Here is a 25,209-nt window from a genome sequence, read left to right as displayed (position 1 = left end):
ACGAACGCGCGGTATCGCGCGCCGCCTCGTTCAGCGCTCGAGTGCGTCGATTTCATTCAACAGCGCGTCAAGCGCATCCTGGTCGACATCGAGTTGAGGAACGTCGTCGGGTGTCAGGCCGCCCGCTCCGTCGGCGCTGCAATGACGAATCAGCGTCGTCAGCGCCTCCTCGACGCGGCACATGAGGCAGCCGATGCTTTCGTCGACGCCCGGCACCCCGAAGAAGCCGGCCTCCACGGTCAGCCTGCCGCGCGACACGTACGCGACGATGTCCAGCAGGTGCGTGCGCCGTTGGCGCGGGCTGCGGATGCCCGGTGCCGGCTCGGGCGGCCCGCCGTACAACGGCGACGACGGCCCCGACAATTGCTCCAGTTGACCGAGGTAGGTAAACAGGATCGGCGCCCGCGGAAACGACGTCAGTGCCTCGTCGCCAGCCTGCGGCTTCGTGTCGAGATAGCGGAGCACGCCATAGCTCGCGCCCTTGCGCGGCACCTCGCGCAGTCGTGCCTTGACCGACTTGATGAGCCTCGACGGATCCGCGACGGTAGCCGGCGTGTCGATCAGTACCGGATAGATCGACGTGAACCAGCCGATCGTGCGGCTCAGGTCGACCGCGTCGCCGAGTGCGTCCCGGCCGTGCCCCTCGACGTCCACCAGCAGCGCGTCGCAGCCGCTCCATGCATGAAAGCCCGCGTGCAGCGCGGCAATGAGCAGATCGTTGGCGTCGGTTCCATAGGCACGCGGCGCCGTGGTTCGGAACGCGTGCGTCAGATCCGCATCGAGCGTGATCGCGCAACTGAGCGACGATTCCTGATAAGCATGCTGAACGATCGAGGTCAGCCCGTGACGCATCAGCGCGACTCGCTTCGGCCCGGCCAGCACGTCGCGCACCCGTGCGTTCACGCTTCGCCAGTAGCGACGATCGTCGTCGAGCGCATCGCCCTGCGCCAGGGCAAGCCACTGGTCGACCCATGCTTTCACGGAGGTCGTCTTCGGCGGCAACGCCGCCGCCGTGCGGGCACGCAGCCGCAGATAGCAATCGGCCAGATCCTGCAGCAGGATGCTCCAGGACACGCCGTCGATCGCCATGTGATGGACGACGATCAGTAGCCGGCTGCTCGACACGCCGGTGCTTTCGAGCCACCTGACCGCCATGAGCCGGCCGCCCTCGAGGTCGAGGCCGCTCTGCGCCGCGTCGATCGCCGCGCGCCACGTGCGTTCGCAATGCCGGCCGGCCGAGTCGATACACGGAACGATCGCAAAATCGACGGTATCGGCGCCGCCGTCGCCGGCAAACGCGTGCCGCATTCCGTCGCCGTGCGCGACGAAACGCGAGCGCAGCACGTCGTGATGGCGCACGACGACGCGGAGTGCCTCGGCCATGATGTTCGCGTCGGGCGTCTCCCCGAGCGGAACGAGCAGCGCCTGGTTGAAGTGCGACCGATCGACGTCGACGCGCTCGACGAACCATTGCGCCGCCGGACCGAGCACCGTCTCGCCGTGCACGGGCCCCTGATCGACGTCGAGACCCGGCGTCTCGCGCACCACCGTCGCCAGACCCGCCACGGTCGTATGCAGGAAGATGTCCTGCGGCTTCAAGTACATGCCGTCGAGCGCGGCCCGCGATACGATGACCGCGGCGAGAATCGAATCGCCGCCCAATTCGAAGAAATCCTGATCGACGCCGACCGACGGCTGGCCGAGAACGTCGGCCCAGATCGCGGCGAGTTTGCGTTCGATGTCGGTCGACGCGCTACGGTCGCCCCGCTCGCGCGCGCGAGGCGGCGGAAGCACGCTTGCATCGAGTGCGCCGCCCGCGTCGAGCGGCAGCCGGTCGAGCACCATGATCGCGTCAGGGTGCATCGAATCCGGCAACGCATGCTTCAATGCCGAACGAACCGCGTTTTCGAGTGCATGCGCATCCGCGTGGCCATCATCCGCGACAAGATAGGCGACCAGCATTTCCTGTGTGTCCTGAACGACGCACGCGCATGCGACGGCGGCCACGCCGGGGACCGCGGAGATGGCCTGCTCGACCGTGCCGATCGCGATCGGCACGGGCCGGTGATGCGCCGCCCGTAGCGAAGGATCCACGCACAGCAGGGCGTCGCCGCGGCGTACGACCGGCACGCCGGTGGGTATCAGCATCCGGTCCGGTGGCGCGGTTTCGATTGAAGCTCCCCCAACCGACGCACGGACGGACGCGCCGTCGAAGAAATGCAGTGTGCCGGCCTGACGATCGTCGGCGAACGTCCCGGACGCGCCGAGCGCGAACGCGATGCGCCCCGGATACGACGGCGCCAGCAATTGCCAACCTGCCGGCCCCGCCGCGAACGCGCACAGCGCCGAACCGGCGTCCGCGCACCGCACCGGGACGAAGTACGCCGCTGTGGGTGCCCGGCTGGTTGCGGCGAACGACGTCAACGGGTGCGGATGCTCGCCGTAAGCCACGAGCGCGCGTGCTCGCCCGATGCCGGCAACATCGGCACGCTGCAACAGAAGCGACGGCAGGATGAGCGACGGGCCGTCCGCGAGCAAGCGGTCGAGTTCGGCGTACGCGATCTTCGCGACCGCCGGATCGCCGGAAGCAAGCGCTTCGATCGACGCCCGCCCGGACAGTCGCGCCGCGCCGCCGACCACCACGGCCCGGGCCAGCGCCGCTGCCGACAGCCCGCCATGCGCGCCATGCGGAACGAGCACCGTTGCGTGGGCGTCGAGATGGAGCAATTGACCGACATAGTCGAGCAGCGGCTCGACCGCCGACGCTTCGCCCGCTGCAACGCCGTCGCCACGCGCGGCGACATCGCGCGCATGCACCACGTCGATCGCGTCGATCTCCCACCCGGACCAGCCGTCGCTACGACCGCGGCACACGGCGTCGGCCGTGTCGCCCGACACGGTATGGCACGCGCCGACGGCGCGGATGGCGAGCAACGCGACCGCGCGCTCGGCGACACTGCGCATCCGGAGTTCGACACGTTTGCCGACACCGATCCCGGCGGCATCCAGTTGCGCACGAACGGCGCGCACGGCATCGTGAATCTCACCGTGGCGGATCGCGCGATCGTCGAATTGCCAGACCACGCGCGATGCATCCTGCGTCATATCGGACTCGGCACAGCCGGCGCGGCCGACGAACGCATCGGCCGCGGCAATGCGGTTTCGCGCATCGTCGACAGGCTCGGCCGCGAGCGCGTACTGGCGCAAAGGACGGCTCGCATCGGCCACCACCTGTCCCACGAGGTGTGCATACTGGCTCGCGAATCGCTCGATCGTTCCGATGTCGAACAGATCCGTATTGAACGTCCAGGCGGTCAGATAGTCGTCGCCGAGATCCTGCACGTTGAGCGTCAGGTCGTGTGTCGCGCCACGCGTACCGGTGCTCGATGCGGCGAGGCGTTCGCGATAGAACGGCGCGCCGCTGCCGCCTTCGGCCGCGAAATCGCCGCGAGCCTGGTTCCAGTTGTACATCACCTGGTAGATCGGCGATCGGCTCGGATCGCGCGCCGGACGCAGTGCATCGACCAGCAGCGGAAACGGATAATCCTGGTGATCGAGCACGCGCAGCATCATGTCGCGCGTGCGTCGCAGCAGCGCGTCGAACGAATCGTCGGGCCGGACTTCACACGCGAGCACGACCGTGTTCACGAAATGACCGACCACGCTTTCGCTGCCCGGCGCATTGCGCCCGGAAGTCGGTGCGCCGATCATCAATCGCGCCTGCCCGGTATGAAGGTGAAGATGCAGTTGGTAGACCGCGAGCAGCAGCATGTACGGTGTCACCCGCAGCAGCCTGGCCGTGTCGCGCACCTGATGCGAAAGCGCCACTCCGAGCGGCCGGTCGTAGATGCGGCCATGCTCGGTTTTGCGCGGCGGGCGCAACCGGTCGGTCGCCAGGCTCAGCACCGGAAATCCGTGTGCCAGCTCGCGCCGCCAGAACGCCGCGAGATGCTCGCCGTCCGCCCCGTCGAGCCGCGCGCGCTCGTGTTCGACGCAATCCTTGTACTGCACCGACAGCGGCGGCAATTTCAGCGGCTCTCCCGCGCAGGCGAGCCGGTAAAGCGCGCGCAGCTCGTTGAGCAGGATCTCGAGCGACCAGAAATCGGCGGCGATGTGGTGAACGTTCAACAGCAGCACCACGCGAATCGCGTCGGCGCCGTCGTGTTCGTTCAGCAGCAGCTTGAGCCGGATCGGCGACTGCGTCAGGTCGAACGGGCGATTCGACTCTTCGTCGATCCACCGGCGGATCGCGGCTTCGTCGGCCGCGAACACGCGATCGACCGAGAACCGCGCATGCGCCTGCGACCCTACCTGCTGACGCGGCTCGCCGTCGATCACGCGGTACGCGGTGCGCAGGATCGGGTGGCGTGCGATCAGATAGTCGACGCAGCGGCGCAGCGTGGATATGTCGACGTCGTCGTCGAGGCGCGTCGCGTATGTCACGTTGTATGCCGCGCTGTCGGGATTGAGCTGATGCAGCGACCAGAGCGACTTCTGCGCAAACGAAAGCGGGTAGGTGCCCGCCGTTCCCGCAAACTGCTCGAGCAGCGCGATGAGCGTCGCCTTGTGGGTCTTCAGCTCGTCGACGAGCGAAGGTGTCACGGCGCCCTTCGGCGCCTTGTATTGCAGCTTGCCGTCCTGGGTCCACAGCTCGATTCCGCGCCCGGCCAGTTCGTTGATGAATTCGATCGAGCTCACAGCTCTCCTCCTTCCATTTCCACGCCGAACGTCGCTTCTGCGGACACCACGTCGATCCGGTCCGCGGCCCGCGGCGGCGATGTGCCATCGAGCGCCCGCGGCTCGCCGCGATCGAGCGTCGCCACGATGGTGCGCACGACGTCGTCGATGGTCGCGCCTTCGAGCAATCGTCCGAACGGGACGTCGACGCCCAGCTCGCCGCGCAATGCATTGCGGAATTCCGCGGCCATCAGCGAATCGAGCCCGAGCTCGATCAGCGGGATATCCGGCGCGATCCGCTCGGTCGACGTATGCAGGGTCGCGGCGATCGCATCGGTCAGGTGTCCGCGCAGCACCTGCATGCGCGCGTCGTCCGGCAACCCCGCGATGCGCTCGCGCAAGTCGGGGCCGGCACCGGCCGGGCGATTCGCCGGCGGCGCCGCCGGCACGAGCGCGGACAACAGCGTCCCCATCGCCCGGCTCGGGCTGCGCTTGATCAACGTATCGACGTCCACGCTCCAGATCTGCGTCTGCCCGTCGGGCTCGGCCACCAGCGTGTCGAACAGGCGCAAGGCGACGTCCGGCTCGATCGGCTCGAGGCCGAACGATGCGATGCGGCGCAGTTGCCGCGCGTCGAGCTGATCGACCATCCCGTTGCCGCCCCACAGGCCCCAGTTCATCGTGTGTCCGGGCAGGCCGTCCTGGTTGCGCAACGCCGTCAGCGCGTCCACGTAGGCGTTCGCGGCGGCGTACGCACATTGTCCCGGCGAGCCGATGCAGGCCACGATCGACGAAAACGACACGAAGTGCCGCAGCGGCAGATGCGCGGTCGCGCGATGCAGATTCAACGTTCCCGCGACTTTCGGCGCGAGCACCTTCAATACGTCGGTCATCGGCTGGGTGGCAAGCAGGCCGTCATCCAGCATGCCCGCCGCATGCAGGACGCCCACGAGCGGATGCGCGGAATCCGCCTCGAGCGCATGGACGAGCGCGTGCACGTCGGCGGCCGCGGCGACGTCGGCCGCCACGAATTCGACGATCGTGCCGTGCGCCTCGGCGATCGAGGCCAGCCGTGCGCGTTCGCTGTCGGCGGGCAACTGACGGCTGGCCGACACGATCTTCGGCACGCCGTTGCGGATCAACTGCTCGATCACCCGCGTGCCGATCGCACCGCGCCCGCCCGTCACCAGATAGGCGCCGCGCGCGAGCGGTTGCGCCGCGCCGGCGTCGCGTGCGACGAGCCGCGGGACGTATACGGCGTCGCCATGCGACACGAACTGCGTCTCGCCGCTCTGCGCGGCGCCCGCCAGCGCAGCCAGCGCGTTCACGCACGACGTCGCGTCCGGCGCCGGCAGATCGACCGCCAACACCGGCATGTCGCCGCTCTCGTGCATCAGGCTGCGGGCGATGCCCCAGGCGGCCGCCTGAAACGGCGACACGCGCACGTCGATACCCGGCACGCGCTGCGCCGCCTGGGTCACGATGCATACGGTCGGCGGGCCCTCCGGCCAGCGGGCCGACTGCACTTCGCGCCAGACGTTCGCGAAACGCCGGTAAGCTGCGCCGACAGCGGCGAGCTCGTCTTCCGATGTCGCATCGTCGATTGACGGCCACGTGTAGAGCAGCACGGTGGGTCGCGCATCCAGGCCTGCGAGCGCCTCGTCGAGCGCGGCGCGAATGCGCCGGGCGCCGTCCTCGCCGTCGAACGAGTCGTTGGCCGGCAGCGCCGCGATCGCACATGCGTCGCCGGCGCCGTCACATGCACGCGGCAGCATCGCATCCAGTGTGGAACCGTTGCCGATCAGCACGACGTTCGCGCGTGCGCCGGCCGCTTCATGCGTGAGCGCAAGCGGGCGCCAGACGAGCGTGTTCAGCGCGACAGGCCGCGCGGCCGGTTGAAATCGGCGCGAGTCGACGGCCATCAGCCGCAGTCCGGAGACGACGGCGACGCAGCAGCCCGCGTCGTCGTATAACCAGAGATCCGCGGTGGCCAGGCTTCGCTTCACCCGGGCTCGCACCGCGCACCACGCCGCACGCACGCCGGCCATCGGCAAGCAGGCGATCCGTTCGATGCCGATCGGCACGAAGGCGGTGTTCAGCTCCGCATCCCACAGCGCGCCCGCGACGGCCTGAAACGCATTGTCGAGCAGCGCCGGATGAACGATGCGGACGAGGTCGTCCGTGCCATCCGGCTCCATGTCGATTCGGACCAGCGCCGCATCGCCGCCTCGCGACAGCGCGCGAATCGAGCGAAACGCGCCGTCATACGCGAGGCCGGTCGCATGCAAGCGCGCGTAGAAGCCGTCGACGGGCAACGCGTCGCGGCATTGCGCGCGCCATGCGTCGAGCGCCGGCACGTCGGGGACGACGTGCGCCGTCCCGATCCGCGCGGCGCATTGCAGCGTCCATTCGGGCTCGGCGGCAGCCGTGTCGTGACACGCGTGAATGTCGATCCGCGCGCCTTCGTCGCCCGGCTGTTCGGCACCGGCCGCGTGCACGACGGTGCCGAACGTCACCGCCTTGCCCGGCTCCAGCGTGAGCGCGTGATCGAACGACACCGCGTGCGCCACGAGCCAGCGGCCGGCCGCGGATGCCGCGTCGGCGCCATCGCGCCGCGATGCGGCATCGAGCAGCGCCTCGACGAACCCTGCCGCCGGAAAAACGAGTTGCCCGTGCACCCGGTGCCCGCCCAGAAACGGCAGATGCCGATCGGACACCTGGCTCTCGTAGCGACGCGGGTCCGATCCCGGGATCGCGAGGCGCCGGCCCAGCACGCCGCGATCGGCGGCCCGACGCGGGTCGGCCGCGCGCGTCAGCACGTGCGCCCGCTGCGCCGGCTCCCGCGCATTCACCCAGTAACGGGATGCTTCGAGCGGGTACGGCGGCAGCACGCCGCGGCGCGCGGCCTGCCGCATCGGCACACCGGTGCGGGAGCGCTCGTACGCATGCCAGTCGACACGACGGCCGCACATGTAGACATGGCCCAGTGCGCGCAACAACTGCTCGGTCTCGCGCCCGTCGCTGTTCATCGACGGCAGCGCGATCACGTTGTCACGGTCTGCCCGCTCCGCCATGCATGCGGTGACGAGGCTCGACAGCGTCTTGCCGGGCCCGATCTCGACGAGCGTCGTCACCTTGTCGTCGAGGAGCGCGCCGACACCCGCGCGGAAGGCCACCGTGGCCCGGACATGCTCGACCCAGTACGCGGGGTCGCACAGGCGCTCGACCTCGAATCGCCCCGTCACGTTGGACACGATCGGAATCGCCGGCGCGCGATACCGCACGGTCGCGGCGACCGCGCCGAATTCGGCCAGCATCGGCTCCATCAGCGGCGAATGGAATGCGCGCGATGCCGCCAGCGCCTTCGTCGCGATGCCGCGCGACGCGAACAGCCGCGCGATCGATTCGATGGCGTCCGGGTCGCCCGACACCAACACGCTCTCCGGTGCGTTGTCCGCGGCGATCGCGACCCGTCCGGGGTAGTCGCGCACGGCATCGGCGACGTGACGCACGCTGGCGAACACCGCGAGCGCGCGGCCCGGCGCGGTGAGCGTGTCCATCAAGCGCCCGCGCGCCGCCACGAGGCGGCAGCCGTCCTCGATCGAGAACACGCCGGCGATGCACGCAGCCGCGTACTCGCCGATGCTGTGGCCCATCACGACGTCGGGCACGACGCCCCAGTGCATCCACAAGCGCGCGAGCGCGACTTCGAGCGCGAACATCGCGGGCTGCGTGTGACGCGTATCGTCTATCCGGTCCTGATGGTCGCCCCACAGCACATCCGCGAGCGACAGTTCTCCTTGCGTCTCGATATGACCGTCGCACGCGTCGAATACCTCCCGAAACGGCACGAAATCCCGATAGAGCTGCCGAGCCATCCCGGCGCGCTGCGCGCCCTGGCCGGTAAACAGGAACGCAAGGCGGTCGCGCGCGCCGCCAGGCTGCCCGCCCAAGACGGCCGTGGCCCGCGCCGCGTCCGACAGCGCATCGAGCAGCGCGTCGCGAGAATCCGCGACGATCGCCACGCGATGCCGATGACTGTCGCGCGCGACGCGCAGCGCGCTGGCGACCGCGTCGGGCGCCAACGATGCGTGTGCCCGCACGTGCGCCGCGCAGTCTTCGATGGTCTGCTTCAGCATCGGCGCCGTGTGTGCGGACAACGGCCAGATGTCGTGACGCGCGTGCCCGGCTGGCGCGACGTCCGCATCGGGTTCCGCGGCGCGCGGCTCCTCCCACGCCTCGACGATCAGATGCGCGTTCGTGCCGCTCATGCCGAACGAGCTGATCGCCGCCACGCGCCGGCCCGGTCGCGACGACGGCCATGCCGCATGCTCGGTCGCGACGCGAATGCGGTTGGCATGCCAGTCGACGTGCGCGGTCGGCGTATCGAAATGCAGGTGCCGCGGCAGTTCGCCCTTTTGCAGCGCGCAAACGACCTTCATCAGCCCGGCGACCGCGGCGGCCGACTCGAGGTGCCCGATATTCGTCTTGATGCTGCCGACGTACAGGTCGCCGGTGCGATTCGCATCCCGGCAGTACACGTCCTCGAGCGCACGCAGCTCGATCGGATCGCCGAGCGGCGTGCCGGTGCCGTGCGCCTCGACGTAGTCGACGTCGGCCGGCGATACGCCGGCGTGCTCGAGCGCCTCGCGGATCACGTCGCGTTGCGCACGGCCGTTCGGCGCCGTCATCCCGTTGCTGCGCCCGTCGTGATTGACGGCGGAGCCGCGGATCACCGCCCGGATCGGCCTGCCCTGCGCGCGCGCATCGGACAGCCGCATCAGCGTGACGACGCCGCAGCCTTCGCCGCGCACGTAGCCGTCGGCGGCCGCGTCGAAGGTCCGGCAGCGACCGCTCGGCGACAGCGCCTGAAGCTCGCTCAGCGCGATCGTCATCTCCGGCGACAGCATCAGGTTGACGCCGCCCGCGAATGCGACATCGGACTCGCGGGCGCGCAGGCTGTGGCACGCCAGATGAACGGCGACGAGCGACGACGAGCACGCGGTGTCGAGATGCAGCGCCGGGCCATGAAATCCGAACAGATAGGAAATGCGTCCGGCCGCGAAGGGCCGCGCGGTCCCGAGCGACGTCTGCGCATAGCTGAGCGCGTCGCCCGACACGCTCTCGCTGACACGCGCGTAGTCGTCGACCGACGAGCCGACGAACACGCCGGTTCGGTACGACGCGATCGTCTCTCGCGAAAAGCCGGCGTCCTCGAGTGCACGCCACGTGCATTCGAGCAACAGCCGCTGCTGCGGATCGATGTGCGGGGCCTCGCGCTCCGACACGCCGAAGAATCCCGCATCGAAACGATCGACGTCGTCGATGAACCCGCCATGCCTGCTGTAGCTCGTGTCGCGACGGCCCGGCCGCGGATCGTAGACCGCATCGGTCCATCGGTCGGCCGGCACGGGGCCGACGGCGTCGGTGCCGGCCGCAAGCATCGACCAGAGCGCGTCGGCGGAATCCGCGCCGCCGGGCAGGCGGCAGCCCATGCCGACGATGGCGATCGGCTCGTTCATCGCGCTGCGCGCCTGCGCCAGTTCGCGTTGCAGCGCGTCTATCTTCAGCAGCGCCTGCTTCACGGGGGTAAGGGGCGCGGCAGGCGCCCGATTGGACTCGATCATGTGTACAACTCCAGACGTTCGCGGAACGGGACTGCCGGGGGATGCGCTCAGCGCTGCAGCGCTTTGAGCAGCAGCGCTTCGGCCTGCTCGTCGGAGAGCGCCGCAAGCTGCTCCGCGGTGTGCGGCGCCTCGGCGCCGCCGTCGACCGGCGCGGAACCCGCGTGCGGGGCGGCCGACGCAGGCGCGTCGCTCGATCGCAACGCATCCGCCGCGCCGTGCATCCGCGCCAGGTGCGCCGCAAGCTGCTCGACGTTCGAACAGTCCCACAGCACGGCCGCGTCGAACGTCAGCCCGATCGCGTGCTGCACCTTCAACGAAAACTGGAGCGCGCTCATCGAATCGAAACCCATCTCGACCCATGCGGCCGTGCGCGACACCTGCGTCTCGGCGATCCTGAGCCGCTCGGCGACGATCCGTACGATACGGTCCGCGATCTCGCGCTCGAGCAGCATCGGTCCGGTAAGGGTCGAGGCCGGGGAAACGGTCGGCGCCACCACACCGTCCCGCGAAGCGCCGGCATCCTTCGCATAGGCGCCGTCGGTCCAGCTGGCGACGGCGCGCAACTCGCCTTGCAGGTACGCACGGCGACACAGCGCGCGCGCGATCTTGCCGCTGGAGGTTTTTTCGATGGTCGCCGGTTCGACCAGCACGATCGCGTGCGGCGTGACGCCGAAGTCCTCGCCGATCGCGACCACCATCGCGCGCAGCGTTGCGTCGAGATCCATCGTCCGGCGCGCGGTGCGACCGACCTCCTGGATGATCACGAGCTTCTCTTCCCCGTCCGCCTGCACCGATACGGCGGCGCCACACCCGCGGCGCAACGCCGGCACGGCGTCCTGCACGCACGCCTCGATATCCTGCGGATACAGATTGCGCCCGCGAACGATCAACATGTCCTTCACGCGGCCGGTCACGTACAGGCGGCCGTCGACGATCGCGCCCAGGTCGCCCGTGCGCAGGAACGGACGTGCGTCGGGTTCGGCGCCGGGTTCGTCGTCGAAGTGCGCGCCGAACGTCGAGCGCGTCGCTTCAGGGTTGCCGTAGTAGCCGACGCCGATCGCGCCGCCGCGCACCCAGATCTCGCCGACACCGTTCGGGTCGGCCACCGGCCGGCCATCGGTGCCCGCGATCCGGATTTCGGTGCCGGGCGGCGTGCCGCCGCACGACACGAGACTCTTCGCGTTCGCGTCGCCGGGCCGAACCGGTTCGACGATGCCCGCGGCGAGCTTCACGTTATCGACGTCCAGATAGTAGGCGCCTTCGCCACACGGCACACCCGACACGATCAGCGTCGCCTCGGCCATCCCGTAGCACGGATAGAACGACCCGGGCGCGAAGCCGTGCGGGCGTGCGGCGTCGATGAAATCGGTGACGGTCTGGCGATGAATCGGCTCCGCGCCGCAGAAGGCGACGCGCCAGCTGGACAGATCGAGCCGCGCCCCGTCGTCGGTTCCGTTGAGCGCGGCGGCGGCCAACGCATACGCGAAATTCGGCCCGCCGGACGTCGTCGCACGGTGCGCGGAAATCGCGCGCAACCATCGGCCCGGCTGCTGGACGAACGCCACGGGCGACATCAGCACGACGGACAGCCCGATCGACGCGAGCTGCAACGGCATGGACAGTCCCATGTCGTGATAGAGCGGCAGCCACGACAGCATGCGCGTGTCGCGATCATGCTGCATCAGCGTGGCGATCGACCGTTGATTGTCGATGATGTTGCCGTGCGTGATCATCACGCCCTTCGGCGTGCCCGTCGATCCGGACGTGTATTGGAGGAAAGCGATATCGTCCGACGCCGGCAGCCGCGGCAACGCCGACGTATCCCGCGCGCCCGCCTCGACGAGCGCCTCGTACGTGACGAGCTGACAGCCGGTGAAAAGCTGCTGCGTCGCGCGCAGGGTCTCGAGCGTAGCGATCGACGTCGCCGGCGCGACGATCAGCGTCGCGCCGCAATTGTCGGCAATCGCGTGCAGCTTGGCCCATTGCGCGACCTTGCGTACCTGTTGCGGATGATAGGCCGGCACGGCGACGCGCCCCGATGCCAGACATCCATAGAAGGTGCAGACGAACTCGGCGCTCGTCGGCAACAGCAGCAGCACGCGCGCGCCGGGCTCGGTCAGTTGCGCGAGTCCGCGCGCAACCCGCATCATGCCGGCATGCAGATCGCCGAACGTGCTTTCGCTTTCGATCGCTTCGCCGTCGCGCAGGATGGTCAGCGCGACACGATCGGGGCCCCGCTCGGTGTGATGGGCGAGGGTCTCGATGATGGAGGTCGGTTCGACTTCCATCTGAAACACGTTCGGATTCGGATGCGTCGTCATGGTGTGTCCAGAATGAGGTCCGTACGAGCCGCCGCGCGACCGCGGCAGCCCGCGCACGGGTGTGATCTCACGCGTCTCGCAGGAATGCGTCCGCGATCGCGCGGCGATTGAGCTTGAGGTTGCGCGTGCGCAATCCGCTTTCGACGTCGAATGCGCGGTCGGTGAAAATCACCTTCACCAGTTGCCGTTGTGCCGGCAGCGTGCCGTTGACCGCGCGGACGAGCTCGCGCAGCGCGTCGGTGACTTCGGGATCGTCCGGCCGGCGCGTCGCGATGACGACACTGAGCCCCGCCTGCGGGCCCGCCATCACGACAGCTACGTCGACACGCGGATCGCGATACAGCAGCGCCTCGATCGGCTCGGGATGGAATTTCTCGCCGTTGCTCGTGATGATCGCGTCCTTCTTGCGGCCGACGACGCGCAAAAAACCGTCGCCGTCGAACTCGGCGATGTCGCCGGTCGCGACCGCATTCGGTGCGATAAAGGTCGCGCGACTATCCTCTTCCGGCGCATCGAAGTAGCCGAGCGACAGCAGGGCGTTTCGCGTGACGACGACTTCGCCGTCTTCCAGCAACGAGACGCTGCCGGGCTCGGCCGGCTGGCCGACCGTACCGACGCGCACGTGTCCCGGCTTGTTCCACGCGACCATGCCGGCTTCGGTGATCCCGAATGCCTCGTACAGCTCGATCCCGCAATCCCAGAAGAAATCGAGCGCCGCGCGCTTGATCGGCGCCATCCCGGTGACCATGTAGCGGATGTTGCCGCCGGTCAGCGCGCTCAGCCGCTCGGCGAGCGTCGATGCGTCGCTGCCGGGCCCGGCAGCCGCGCGCGCCAGCGTATGCAGCGTCTCGTACAGCACCGGCGGCGCGATCACGAACGTCGGCCGGTGCCGCTTGAGCCCCGGAAAGAGCCCGTGGAACGGCACCGACACGAGATCGATCCCGTGATACAGGCAGAAGTAGTACGTCATCCGTTGCTGATAGTTCGCGAACGGCAGGAACGTCAGGAATCGCTCGCCGGGCGCGACGCCGAATGCGTCGCCATACAGACCGAGCAGGTGCGCGGTGCCGCCGCGGCTCATCACGAGCCCCTTGGTCCGGCCCGTCGTGCCCGAACTGAACACGAGCGAATGGGTATCGGGCGCATGCTCGACGCGCACCGGCTCGATACGCGTGTGCGAATCGCCGCGGCCGGCCGGATCGATGTCCACGATCCGCCCGCCGATCGTCTCGGCGGCATCGAGCCATCGAGCGTCGACGGCCAGCGCGCTCAGCCGGTAGCGCTCGATCAACGCGCCGCACGTGTCGGGCAGGCCGTCGTTCGGGAAAGCGACCGACACGCAGCCGAGCTCGATGCACGCGAGATCCCACACCATCCACGGATAGCCGTTCGGCGCCGCGATGCCGACGCGCGCGCCCGGTACGAGGCCGATCGCCTTGCCGCGCTCGACCGTGGCGAGCACGTCCTCGAACAAGTCGTGAAAGGTCCGGACGGTTTCGGCGCCCTTGTCGTCGACGAAGGTCAGGGTATGACTGCTGCCGCGCAAACGCGCGACGAGATCATCGAAGGTCATCATCGGCGTTTTCCCGTCAAGCGTGCGCGACGCCCTCCGCGGACGCGTAGTACTTTTGCGCGGCGCTCTCGTACATGTTCCAGAACAGCTTGCACGTGTGGCGCACCGCGAACAGCGCTTCCTGTTGCATCTGCGCGGTCGTGCACAGGTCGGTCACGAGCGAGATGCCCTCGGCGACGTGCGCGACGTCCTCTTTCTGGTGAACCGAGAAAAACCGCGTGTCCTCCTCGGTGAGCCCGTAGCACTTCGCCAGAATGGAGTGGCGCGCGTCGCCCGCGCGGGTTTCCAGGCTCTGCCCTTCGCTCGCGATCATCACCGCGGCGGCGCCGATATGGTAGGTGCCCTCGCCCTTGCAGTTCTCGAGGCGATAGTCGATCAATTCACGCGTGGCCGCGGACGGCGTCCATGCATCGCGCTCCTCGTCGCTGATGTTTTGCGCGCGAATGAAGTCTTCCATGAGCTCGACATGGTTCTTCGTTTTCGAGAAGCGCCCGGTTTCCTCTTCGAACAGGTTGTACAGCAGCCGGCGCTTGTGGTCGGGAAACGGGCAGCGGAAGTACAGATTCTCGATGTACTCGAGAAAGTACCGGGTGATCTGGTAACCCTCGAGCGTGATGATCTTCAGCAACCGCCAGTTTTTCTGAGGCGTAAACAACTCCGCGAAGATCGGGTGATCGAGCGTGAGCTGCTCGTCCAGCGTGTCGCGCAGCGCGCGGGAAAACGTCGCTTTGTCCATCAGCACGGCTTCGTTAGTGAGGGTCATGATCGTTCCCTGTCGGTGAGGTAACCGGCAATGTAATGGCGGCTTTCAAGGCTGAAACCTGTCCGTTCGGGCGAGTGTCTCGCGTGTACGCCAACCCTGTACGTCAGTGCAGGTAGGCAGTGCGATGGCATGACGCTATAAAGCGGAACCCCTACGGCACTTGGAGAATCCGATGGACGATCACGCGACCGTGTTCGCTACGCTTACCGAACTGATTCCGCAGATTGCCGCGCTCGATATCGCGCCGGACATGCTGACGCGGGAAACGTCGCTCACATCGGATCTGATGCTCGATTCGATTTCGCTGCTGTCGCTAATGGCGCTGACCGAGGATCGGCTCGGCGTCAGCTTTGCATCGCATACGGAACAGGTCGCGAACCTCGAAACCATCGGCGACGCGGTCGATCTGGTGGAAATGCTGTTGTCCGTGAAAGCGTAACGAGATGACGATGAACGATCATCCGCTCGATGCACGCATGATGCCGTCGGCCGGCGGCTACGACCGCGTCTGCCTGCTGGATGCCGGCGACCTCGACGCGCTGCGCGCGGCGGCCGGCGCGGGCCGCGCGGCGTCCGACGGCAATGCGACGACGGGCACGTACGCGCGCCTCGCGAAACTGCGCGAGGCATTGAACGCATCCGGTTCCGGGCGGCTCGCCATCGTGATCGACGATCCCGACCTTCGTCGCACACGCGAATTCGCGTCGTTGCCCCGAACCCTTTCGGCCGCGCTCGACGTCGCGGCGGCATCCGTCGCGAACGCATGCATCGTCGTGCTCGGCGATGCGCTCGCCGATGGCACGACGGCCTTCGGCGACGCGGGCGCGTCATCGCTATCGTCCGTCGACACGCTCGCCGACGCGGTTGCCGACACCGTGTTCGAGGTACGCCGCCGTATCGATACGTACTTCGAGCAAGCGCCGCTGGCGTTGCCTGCCGACGCTGCCGGCGCGGCTTGCCTGCTGACGGCTGAAGCCGTACTTGCGTGGCTTGCGACGGAAGCGTCGCCCGGCCTTCACGTCGTGCATGGCGAGCGGCGCATTGCGTGGCGCGAACTCGCCGAAACCGTCGCGCGACGGGTGCCGATTCCGACCCGAACCGATGCTGCCGAGGCCGAAGCGGACGCCGTTCTCGCGCTGCTCGAAACGAATCTGAAGCATGCCGAACGGTTGCTCGGGTACGCGGACGGCGCGCACGTGCCGCCGCCCGGCATCCCGTCTCACCGACTGCGCTGCGACGGCTTCGACTGGCAGGGCCGGATCGCCGCGCGCGTCGCCGCTCACGCCGCCCGGCACGAACGGCGCGACGCGCCCCGATTTGTCGACCTGCCGTCCGCGCGCCGGATCACGACCGGCAGCGGGCACGCGTACCTGAGTGCCGGGCGCGGCCCCCGCGCCATGTTGCTGATCAACGCATTCGGCATCCCGCACGACGTATGGCACGACTTCGCGGCCGGATTGGCGCCGGATTTCTCGCTCTATCTGGCGGACGACGCCGACGATGCACCGGCCGACGCAGGACTGACACGCGCGTACTATTCGGGCCCCGATGCGCCTGAGCGCTATGCGCGAAGCGTGACTGAACTGCTCGACGTGGAGGGAATCGACGCGATTCATGTCGCGAGCTGGTGCGGGGGCGCCCGATATGCGCTGGCGCTCGCCCGCGCCCTGCCCGGCCGCATCGCGTCGATGAGCCTGATCGCCCCGTCGTTTGCCGGCGCTCAGGACTACGACGGCGCGGACAGCGCCTACGAAAACAATCTCAACACGATGTGCTCCCTCGTCGCGCGCATGCCGAAGGCCGCGGACAGCATGGCCAGATCGATGACGGGGCTTCTGGACAAGCGGGCGCGAAACGACGCGCTCGAAGGCGGCCATGCGTCGATGTTCGCGCTACCCGATTCCGCGACCCGTCACTGGCTGCACGCGCCGTTCGTGTCGGCGGCGAACATGATCGAGTACAGCGGGCAATTGCTGAATTTCCGCGCGCACCGCATCGAGGCCGAACGCGACGCGTCGATCGCCGGCATCCCTGCGCTGCTCGTGACGGGGGAATACGACGAAATGACGTGCGCGATCCGCGCGCGAGCCATTACGTCGGCACAGCTTCGTCCGATCCAGGTCGAGCTTCAAGGCGGCAGTCATCACATGGTTCATCAGAATGCGGCGCTCCTGGCAAAGCTCGTCGGCACTTTCGTCGACGCTCCGGCCGTGACAGCCGACGCACTGCCGCATCCGAGACTGCGAATCGTCCCGGCGGCCGACCGTGCCGAAATGGAGATGGAAATGGAGTCGGGCGAACTGTGACGTAAGCGCCTTCCGATGCCCGTTCGGACAGTTACAGGCCCCCGGCATCGATCACTAAAGTCGCACTGTGGCAGCAAGCCGGATCCCACGCGGCCGATCGCGTCGTGTCGCTCGCGAACGACGCGCAAGCCAATGCCAACCCGCTGGTCGGAGATTTCGAATGTACGCAAACAGCCTTGTCGAACTGATCGGCGATACGCCGCTGCTGTATCTGAAAAGCCTGTCGAACGAGCACAGGAAAATCCGCGTGTACGGAAAGCTCGAGTGCTACAACCCCGGCAACAGCGTCAAGGACCGGAGCGCGCTTCAGTTGCTGCGCCAGGCCGAGCGCGACCACGGCCTCAAGCCGGGCTGGTCGATCGTCGAATCGACGTCCGGCAACATGGGACACGCGCTGGCGATGCTGTGCGCCACGCGCGGCTATCGCTTCATTTGCGTGCTCGATCCGAAGACACCGAAGACGAATGCCAATCTCGTGCGGGCATTCGGCGGCGAGGTCGAGATGGTCGAACACCCCGACGAAACGGGCAGCTATCAGCGCAAGCGCATTGCGGTCGCGAAAGCGATCGCCGCGAGCGTGCCGAACTGCGTGAACCTCGATCAATACAACAATCCGGCCGCGATCGACGCCCACTATTACTCGACCGGGCCCGAAATCGTCTCGCAGCTCGCCGACCGGCTCGACGCCGTGATCGTGTCCGCCAGCACCGGCAGCCATCTGAGCGGAATCGCCCGCTACGTGAAGGAGCGCGATCCCGCAACCCGCGTGATCGGCGTCGAGCCCGACGGCTCGGTCGTGTTCGGCGGCACGTACCGGCCGCATCTGCAGAACGGCGCGGGGCTCAGTTTTCAGCCCGGAAACATCCTGATCCACCTCGTCGACGACACGATGCGCATCGTCGATCGCGATGCGTTCATTGGCTGCCGCCGCCTCGCGCTCGACGAAGGCCTGCTGCTCGGCGGCTCGTCCGGCGCGATCGCGCAGGCCGCACGCCGCTACGTCGCCACCCTGCAAGGCCCGGCCAACATCGTGCTCGTGTTCCCCGACAGCGGTACCAAGTATCTCGACACGATCTACGACGATCAGTGGCTGATCGATCACGGCCTCCAGGCCGTGCTCGACGACCTGTGCACCTCCGCGACACCGCCACGCGCCGAAAGCGCAGTGGCCCTCGAAACCACGTGACCCAGGGACACCCATGAACGACTCCATCCGCACCTTGCTTGCCGACGGCGCACGGTATCCGATCGCGTTGCCGAAGGCCAACATCACACACGTCACGTATCGCTGGACCAACGGCGTCGACGATGCGCTCGGCGCGCAGATCGTCGAACTGATGCGGCGCACGAGCGAAAGCGCGCCGATCATCGGCTTCGCCGAGACCATCACGGACGCGGAAGCGGACCACTATCTCGACGAACTGCGCTCGAATCTCGCCGCGGAGAAGGTTCGCCTGCTGACGATCTTCGCGAACACCGGGCAACTGATCGGCCTGTGCACGCTGCGCCGCAACGTGAATCCCAACAACCGCCATATCACCGATCTCGCGAAAGGCATGATCCACGACGCCTGTCGCGGCGGCGGCGTGCTGCCTGCCGCGTTCGTCGAGATCGCGTTGCAATGCGATCGGGACAATGTCGAACTGGTGACGCTCGACGTGCGAGACGGCACGCCCGCTCATCGCGTATGGGAACACTACGGCTTTCAGACGTGGGGCACCTTGCCGGACTACGCCCGTGCGAACGGGAAGGTCCATGCCGGCCACTTCATGATGCAGCGCGTGGCGGACCTCAAGGAACGCGCGCTCGGCATGCTCATGGGCCGCGACGCCAACCGAACCGCCGCCAGCGCATCGGCATGAGCGACGCCCTCTACACCGGGCCGATCATCGACTCGCACTGCCACATCGCATCGACGCGCTTCATTCCCACGGCGTTCCTCGAGGGATTCTGCGCCAACATTCATGTGCGGCTCGTCGCCAACGGCATACGGAAATCGCGATCGGAACTGCTCGATACCTACCTCGCGCAAAGTCAGGACCACTTCGGCGATGCACTCGTGGCCGACATGACGTCGGCCGGCATCGGGCAGGCCGTGCTGTTGCTGCCCGACTTCACGTACGTGATGAAAAGCGATCTCACGATCGCCGAGATGTATGCCGAGCATCATGCGATCCTGCAGCGTCACGGCGAGCGCTTTCACGTGTTCGGCGGCATGGATCCGCGCTGGGGAGCGGACGGTGTCGCGTTGTTCGAGAAAGGCGTGACCGAGTACGGCTTCTCCGGATTGAAACTGTACCCGCCCTGCGGCTACAGCCCCAGCGACAAGCGCCTTTACCCGCTGTACGAAATCTGTCGCGCCCATCGCTTGCCGGTTCTTCTGCACGTGGGTCCGACCAGCCCGGCGCTCGAGTTCGCGTACTCGCACCCCGATCTGCTCGACCGCGCGGCGTTCGATTTCCCCGACGTGAACTTCATCCTGGCGCACGGCGCCGTCCATCACGTCGACGCCTGCGCGCGACAGTGCGCGTATCGCCCCAACGTGTATCTCGACGTCAGCGCGTTTCTCGGCTCCCAGCATCCGCAGGGGTGGTCGGTCGCGCTCGCCGAGCTGTTCCGCATGAACATCAATCACAAGATTCTGTTCGGCACCGACTGGCCGGTCTTTCGCAACTCGGGCGGCCATCGCAAGGTCATGGAGCAGTTCCTCGCGCCCGACGGCCCGCTCGCGTCGGTCGCGCCGGTACAGCGCAAGTGGCTGATGTCGGGCAATGCGCGCGCACTGCTGCCGGCATCGCGCACGATCGATGCGATTGCGTGATTCCGGCCGTCGCGTGCGACGGCCGTCCCGCACGCACTACGGGCTCGCGGCTGCCTCGATGATCGGCGCCCTGCTCGTCTGGACCGCGTGGCCCGGGCATCGGGCCGACGCGATGGCGGAAACCGCCGACACGCTTGACCACTGGCGCGCCGATGAACGGGCGCAGCTCGAATCGATGCGCCTGCCCGCGAACGCCGGCGTCAAGGTTGACCCGTCGAATCGCGTGGCCACGTCCGCACAGGCAGCGCAGCTGGGCAAGCGCCTGTTCTCCGATCCCCGGTTCAGCCGAAACGGCGCGATCGCCTGCGCGAGCTGCCACGCCCCCGATCGCCAGTTCGAAGACGGGCGGCCGCTGGCGATCGGCGTGGGCGTCGGCGTGCGCCGCACGATGCCCGTCGTCGGCACGACCGATGCACCGTGGCTGTTCTGGGACGGCCGCAAGGACAGCTTGTGGTCGCAGGCGATCGGGCCGATCGAGGATCACAACGAGCACGGCGGCACCCGGCTGCGCGCCGCCCATGTGCTGGCCGAGCACTACCGCGACGCCTACGAGCCTCTGTTCGGACCGCTGCCCGACCTGAGCGCGCTGCCGCGCGACGGCGGCCCGCTCGGCACGGACGCGGAGAAAGCTGTCTGGCAGGGGCTCGACGAACGCACCCGCACCGACGTGTCGCGCGTGTTCGCGAATCTCGGCAAGGCGATCGCGGCGTACGAAGCGACGCTACGGTACGGGCCTTCACGCTTCGATACCTATGTCGACGGCGTCCGGACCGGCGATCCGGTCAAGCTGGCCGCGCTGACCCCGACCGAAAAAGCAGGCCTGCGCCTGTTCATGAACAAGGGCCAATGCATGACCTGCCACACCGGGCCCATGCTGAGCGACCGTCAGTTTCACAACATCGGCGTACCGCCGCGTAGCGGGACGGCTGCCGACACCGGTCGCGCGGCGGCGGTCGACAAGGTGCTGCACGACGAATTCAACTGCATGGGGCCGTTCAGCGATGCGAAGCCCGAGCAGTGCGAGGAGCTGCAATTCATCTCGACCGACGACCCGCAGATGCTCGGCGCATTCAAGACGCCCAGCCTGCGCAACGTCGCACTGCGGCCGCCGTACATGCACGCGGGTCAATTCGCGTCGCTGGACGCCGTGATGCGCCACTACGCGGATGCACCCGCGGCCGCGATCGGGCATAGCGAACTGAAGCGGATCGCGTTGTCGGACGACGAGCAACGGCAGCTCGCCGCGCTGCTCGGTGCGTTTTCCGGCCCTGTCGTCGAGCGCTGATCGTCCGCGCCGCCGCCCGTCAGCGTGATGCGTCGCGAACGGCGACGCCCATCACCTTGACCTGGCCGCCGAACGGCAACGCAGCCGCCTGATAGACGGTCCGCGCAGGCCGGCGATCCGCGGGAAACAGATCGGCATACACGCCATTCACTTCCGCGAGCGCGCCGATGTCGGAGAATGCGATGTCGACGAACACGAGATCGCGTGGGCTGAATCCCGCCGCTTCGAGCGCGCGGAACAGGTTCGCGAACGCGCGTCTCGCTTCTTCGGCCGGCGTACCCGGCACGTAGCGGCCGTCGGCGTCCAGCGAAAGCTGGCCGCTGAGATAGCAGGTGTCGTTGGCGACAACGGCATGGCTGATCGGCGACGGCCACTGCGGCAGATCGTTGCCCGACGTCACATAGCGTTTCATGCGCTTCCTCTCCTCGAATCGGGCGGTGCTACCCGTCACGCGATACGCACGGGCATCCGTTCCCGCGTTACAAATAGTGCTTGACGAGCAACTGAAAGAGATTCGACTGCGGCAGCGCGCCGTATTCGGTCGACGACGCACCCGCATTGATCTGCCATTGCAGCGCGACATCGGTTCTGGCGAAGCGATAACGCGCCTCGAGCCAGGTGAGCCGGCTGCGATCGGCGAGGTTCAACCTGACGAAACCGGACAGATCCAGACGCTGGATCCAGGCATCCTGCCACCTGACCATCGCGAAGAGCCCGTCGCGCGTCGTGGCGTCCTGCTGGGCGGCCGCCAGCGTTCGATAGGCGGCGTAGCCGGCCGGGGGGCCGTTGCGCAGCGCCTGCCAGCCCGCGCGATCGAGCGCGGCGCCGTCCCGGTCGTACTCAAGCGTGACGGAAAGATTGCGCGACGTCGTGCAGGTCGCGCCGGTCGCGAGCTTCCAGCGGAACGCGACGTCGCTGTACGGCTGCCCGAGCGCGCGTGCAAGCGTCGACGGCCCTCGCCCGCCCGACCACTCCACGTACCCGACGCACGCGTTGTTGACGAGATGGACCAGATTGGCGCCGAACTGCGGCGAACTGCCGGGCTTTCCGTCGTCGTAGATCACGATCTGCGGCGACAGATCCGAGATGACGCGCTGGCTGAACTGGAGCATCCAGCGCGTGCGCTGATTCGTCGCGCCGAAGTCCGGCGAGAACGATGCGTCGGTTGCGCGATCCGCGATCCGCGGTGCGACGAGCGCGCTGACGGAACCGTCGGCCCACAATTGCTGGCCGCGCAGCATCACCGTACCGAGCCGGTTCTCGCGCAGGCTCGCGGGATCCACCGACGTCACCGAACGGACCGCGTTGTCGCGGAAAAAGTCGGTGGGGTTGTAGCCGGTGGCGACACCGAGCCGCACATTGACGCGGCCGGCCTGCAGCAGCGTGCTGCCGCCGCCCACGCGGCCGTCCACATACAGTTCCTTCAGCGTATTGATCGCGCCCGAGTCGCCGTCGAAGCGCCACGGACCGTTCAGGTCGAGTCGATCGGCGAAACTGACGCCCCAGCCGTTCGAGAATGCATGGCGCGCACTCAGGTCGAGCGACAGGCGCGTGGCCGTGCGCGTGCCGCCCGGCCGCAGGGTGGCGAAACGCAAGCCGGGTTCGAGACTGAACTGGTACTTGCCGTCGTCGACCTTCTGCACCGGCGTCGCGTCGGCAAGCGCGAGTCCGGCCTCTTCCGCATCGTTTGCATGGCATACGCCCGCCATGCCGGCCAACGCGATACAGGCGATGCCGATTCGCGTCATCATTCCGGCTGGAAACGCGCCATGAAATCGGACTGGAACCAGGCATCCGGAATCTCCCGCGCCACGTAGTCCGCGTATCGCATCACGGTCACGAGATTCGGATTGAGCCCGTCGATGATCACGATCTCGGTCGGCCGCAACGCGCCGAGCTGCTGTTGAAAGCGTCGATAGAAGGCCGTCTTGAGGAGCTTGCCGCTTTCGCTGAAGAAACGTGCCTTCACGGGGCGCGAATCCGTCGTATCGATCCACATCTCGATCGAGTGATAGGTCATGTCGAATACGCTCTGGACGAGCTTCAACCGGTACGCACGGCGCGTCTGGCGCTCGCCGTCCTGCACATCCTCCTCCGCCTCCACCTGCGCACGATATCCCTGCGCGAAATTGACGGTGACCACGTCGCCGTTCGACGCCTGCCCGAGCAACCGTTGCTGCGGCGAAATGCGGATCGTCGCCTTGCTCGCCGGATCGAAAAACCACAGATCGTTGCCGCTCTTGAGCATCAGCTTGTTCGCATCGCGCGCCGGCGCGGCGAATCGAATCAGGCTGCGAAACTGGCCGCTCGCCGGGTTGATCCGCGAATAGGCGGTCAGTGCGTTCGAATCGGTTTGCTTGCCATCGGTGTATTGGGTCAGCGTGACATTCAGCGTGAACGGTTCGCTCGGGTTGCGAACGGCATCGCTCGCGGCGAGGATGCGCTGCGGATCGGGCGCGGCGTGTGCGGTACAGCAGGCGAGTGCGAGGATCGCGGCGGCGCCCAGGCGCGCCATCGAATGCGTCTGCATCGGAATCTCCGGGGCAAATACGGAATGACGGGGACGAGTGCGGCCCCCGCCCGGAACGGGCGGAGAACCGACTGGCTAGAGGACGTACGGGGACGCTGCGATGCGCAGCTCAGTAGCCCGGATACTGCATCTGTAGCGCGACCCACGCGGCCGTGCGCTTGCCGAATTCGGACGCGATCGCATTCAGCGATGCATCGAGCGCATGCAACGGATAGCGCGTGACCGGGGCGGACAGCATCCGCGTCGGCGCGTCGACGCCGGCCACACGATCGGGAACGATCGTCAGCCCGCGCCGGGTGCGCACGGGTTCGCGGCTCGCGGCCACCGTGTAGGCGGTCGAGCGGAACGTCGTCGAATAGGCGTCGGCCTCGAGCACGAGCGCAATTTCGTCGACGCCCGGCGCGATCGGGATACCGAAATCCTCGTGCGACCAGAACGACACATAGTTGGTTGCGATCGTCGCCATCGCCGGCAATCCGAGGCTGAAGCGGTCGGTCGAGATCTCGGACGACCATGCAGGGCGTCCGAGCCGCTCGGCGACCTGCAGCGCGCGTTCGTGCCCGGCGAGCGCCTCGACGAGCGCCAGCGATACCGGAATCGTCGCGGTGACGCCGGTCGTCGTGACGACCTTGCCGTCGGCAACGTAACGCTTGCCGTCGACCCAGCGCGTATCGGCGAACTTCTTGCGCAGATCGTTCATCGAGTACCAATGCCCCGTTGCGCGGCGGCCTTCCAGCAGCCCCGCGCGTGCAACGACCCAGACGCCGTCGCACACGCCGATGATCGTCGCGCCCTTCTTCGCCTGCCCGGCCACCCATGCAAGCAGCGCCGGATCGCTGTCGCGATGCACGGCCGGCACGATCACGTAGTCGGCCCCTTGCGGCACGCGCTCGTCGAACTGCGCGGTGGTTTCGTCCGGAATGACGTTCATCGGCGCCGGGAACATCCGGATCGGGCCCGGCTTCGTCGCGAGCGCGACGAGATCCGCCGCGCCCGATTCGGCCACGATGCCATAGGGAACGACGTAGTCGGTCAGCTCGGTATAGTAGTTTTCGCCGACGACGGCGACGATCGGGCGCGTGCGCCCGAAGCGCGGCTGATAGGCGGGCAGCCGGTCGGCGCGTGCCGCCGCGGGCGCGGCCGCTGCCGGCGCCGACGCTTCGCTCGCGGGCCCCGCATGGGCAACGTTCGCGATGCCCGATGCAAGCGGCGCGAGCAGCAACATCATCCAGTACAGCATGACTTTTCGCATTGAAGCCTCTCCGTGTATGGAACTCATCCAGTAATCAGGCATGGCGCCCGTGCC

At 67.7% G+C, this 25,209-nt stretch carries 15 protein-coding genes; 6 read left to right on the top strand and 9 right to left on the bottom strand.

The annotated features are described in order from the left end of the window. Positions 1–30: 30 nt before the first annotated feature. The 5 genes from CFB35_RS30490 to CFB35_RS30470 form a co-directional block, all read right to left on the bottom strand. Positions 31–4,698 carry a condensation domain-containing protein gene (locus CFB35_RS30490; RefSeq protein ID WP_179231816.1) on the bottom strand — a complete coding sequence of 1,556 codons (4,668 nt, stop codon included), beginning with the start codon at positions 4,696–4,698 and terminating at the stop codon, positions 31–33. Next, on the bottom strand, positions 4,695–10,304 hold the full coding sequence (locus CFB35_RS30485) for a type I polyketide synthase (RefSeq protein ID WP_089466016.1): 5,610 nt from the start codon (positions 10,302–10,304) through the stop codon (positions 4,695–4,697). Before CFB35_RS30485 ends, CFB35_RS30490 begins: the two co-directional genes overlap by 4 nt. Positions 10,305–10,351: 47 nt before the next feature. Continuing rightward, the gene (locus tag CFB35_RS30480; RefSeq protein WP_089466015.1) at positions 10,352–12,625 is read right to left on the bottom strand and encodes an AMP-binding protein; all 2,274 of its coding nucleotides are present in this window, start codon (positions 12,623–12,625) and stop codon (positions 10,352–10,354) included. Positions 12,626–12,692: 67 nt separating this feature from the next. Continuing rightward, positions 12,693–14,201 (bottom strand): AMP-binding protein, encoded by a 1,509-nt coding sequence (locus CFB35_RS30475; RefSeq protein WP_060010803.1) that lies wholly within the window; start codon positions 14,199–14,201, stop codon positions 12,693–12,695. A gap of 13 nt (positions 14,202–14,214) precedes the next feature. Continuing rightward, complete coding sequence (locus tag CFB35_RS30470; RefSeq protein ID WP_059583837.1) at positions 14,215–14,961, bottom strand: TenA family transcriptional regulator; 747 nt, start codon at positions 14,959–14,961, stop codon at positions 14,215–14,217. Positions 14,962–15,133: 172 nt separating this feature from the next. Here CFB35_RS30470 and CFB35_RS30465 point away from each other — a divergent pair, with 172 nt between their 5' ends. From CFB35_RS30465 to CFB35_RS30440, 6 genes are all read left to right on the top strand, one after another. Beyond that, entirely contained in the window at positions 15,134–15,400 is a 267-nt protein-coding gene (locus CFB35_RS30465; RefSeq protein ID WP_060010806.1) for an acyl carrier protein, read from the top strand. Positions 15,401–15,410: 10 nt separating this feature from the next. After that, entirely contained in the window at positions 15,411–17,267 is a 1,857-nt protein-coding gene (locus CFB35_RS30460) for an alpha/beta hydrolase (protein ID WP_143328775.1), read from the top strand. A 160-nt stretch (positions 17,268–17,427) separates the two neighbouring features. Continuing rightward, positions 17,428–18,453 (top strand): PLP-dependent cysteine synthase family protein, encoded by a 1,026-nt coding sequence (locus tag CFB35_RS30455; protein ID WP_059583841.1) that lies wholly within the window; start codon positions 17,428–17,430, stop codon positions 18,451–18,453. A 13-nt stretch (positions 18,454–18,466) separates the two neighbouring features. Further along, complete coding sequence (locus tag CFB35_RS30450) at positions 18,467–19,129, top strand: GNAT family N-acetyltransferase (protein ID WP_060010812.1); 663 nt, start codon at positions 18,467–18,469, stop codon at positions 19,127–19,129. Then, entirely contained in the window at positions 19,126–20,088 is a 963-nt protein-coding gene (locus tag CFB35_RS30445; RefSeq protein ID WP_060967283.1) for an amidohydrolase family protein, read from the top strand. The genes CFB35_RS30450 and CFB35_RS30445 overlap by 4 nt, the downstream gene beginning before the upstream one ends. A gap of 13 nt (positions 20,089–20,101) precedes the next feature. Continuing rightward, entirely contained in the window at positions 20,102–21,373 is a 1,272-nt protein-coding gene (locus CFB35_RS30440) for a cytochrome-c peroxidase (protein ID WP_256940244.1), read from the top strand. 19 nt (positions 21,374–21,392) lie between these two features. Here the strand turns inward: CFB35_RS30440 and CFB35_RS30435 are convergent, their stop codons facing one another. The 4 genes from CFB35_RS30435 to CFB35_RS30420 all read right to left on the bottom strand — a co-directional run bounded on the left by CFB35_RS30435 (position 21,393) and on the right by CFB35_RS30420 (position 25,155). Next, a complete protein-coding gene (locus tag CFB35_RS30435; RefSeq protein ID WP_059583847.1) occupies positions 21,393–21,785 on the bottom strand; it encodes a RidA family protein in 393 nt (130 codons plus the stop codon). A 67-nt stretch (positions 21,786–21,852) separates the two neighbouring features. Next, a complete protein-coding gene (locus CFB35_RS30430) occupies positions 21,853–23,124 on the bottom strand; it encodes a hypothetical protein (RefSeq protein WP_256940243.1) in 1,272 nt (423 codons plus the stop codon). After that, positions 23,121–23,903: an outer membrane lipoprotein-sorting protein gene (locus CFB35_RS30425; RefSeq protein WP_089466012.1), complete on the bottom strand. Its 783-nt coding sequence runs from the start codon at positions 23,901–23,903 to the stop codon at positions 23,121–23,123. Before CFB35_RS30425 ends, CFB35_RS30430 begins: the two co-directional genes overlap by 4 nt. A gap of 109 nt (positions 23,904–24,012) precedes the next feature. Next, a complete protein-coding gene (locus tag CFB35_RS30420) occupies positions 24,013–25,155 on the bottom strand; it encodes a DJ-1/PfpI family protein (protein ID WP_059583850.1) in 1,143 nt (380 codons plus the stop codon). Positions 25,156–25,209 lie beyond the last annotated feature (54 nt).

It is taken from the genome of Burkholderia sp. AU16482 (assembly GCF_002223285.1).
GTDB lineage: Bacteria > Pseudomonadota > Gammaproteobacteria > Burkholderiales > Burkholderiaceae > Burkholderia > Burkholderia semiarida.
Note: the sequence above shows the minus strand (reverse complement) of the source record. Positions and strands in the feature narration are given on the sequence as shown.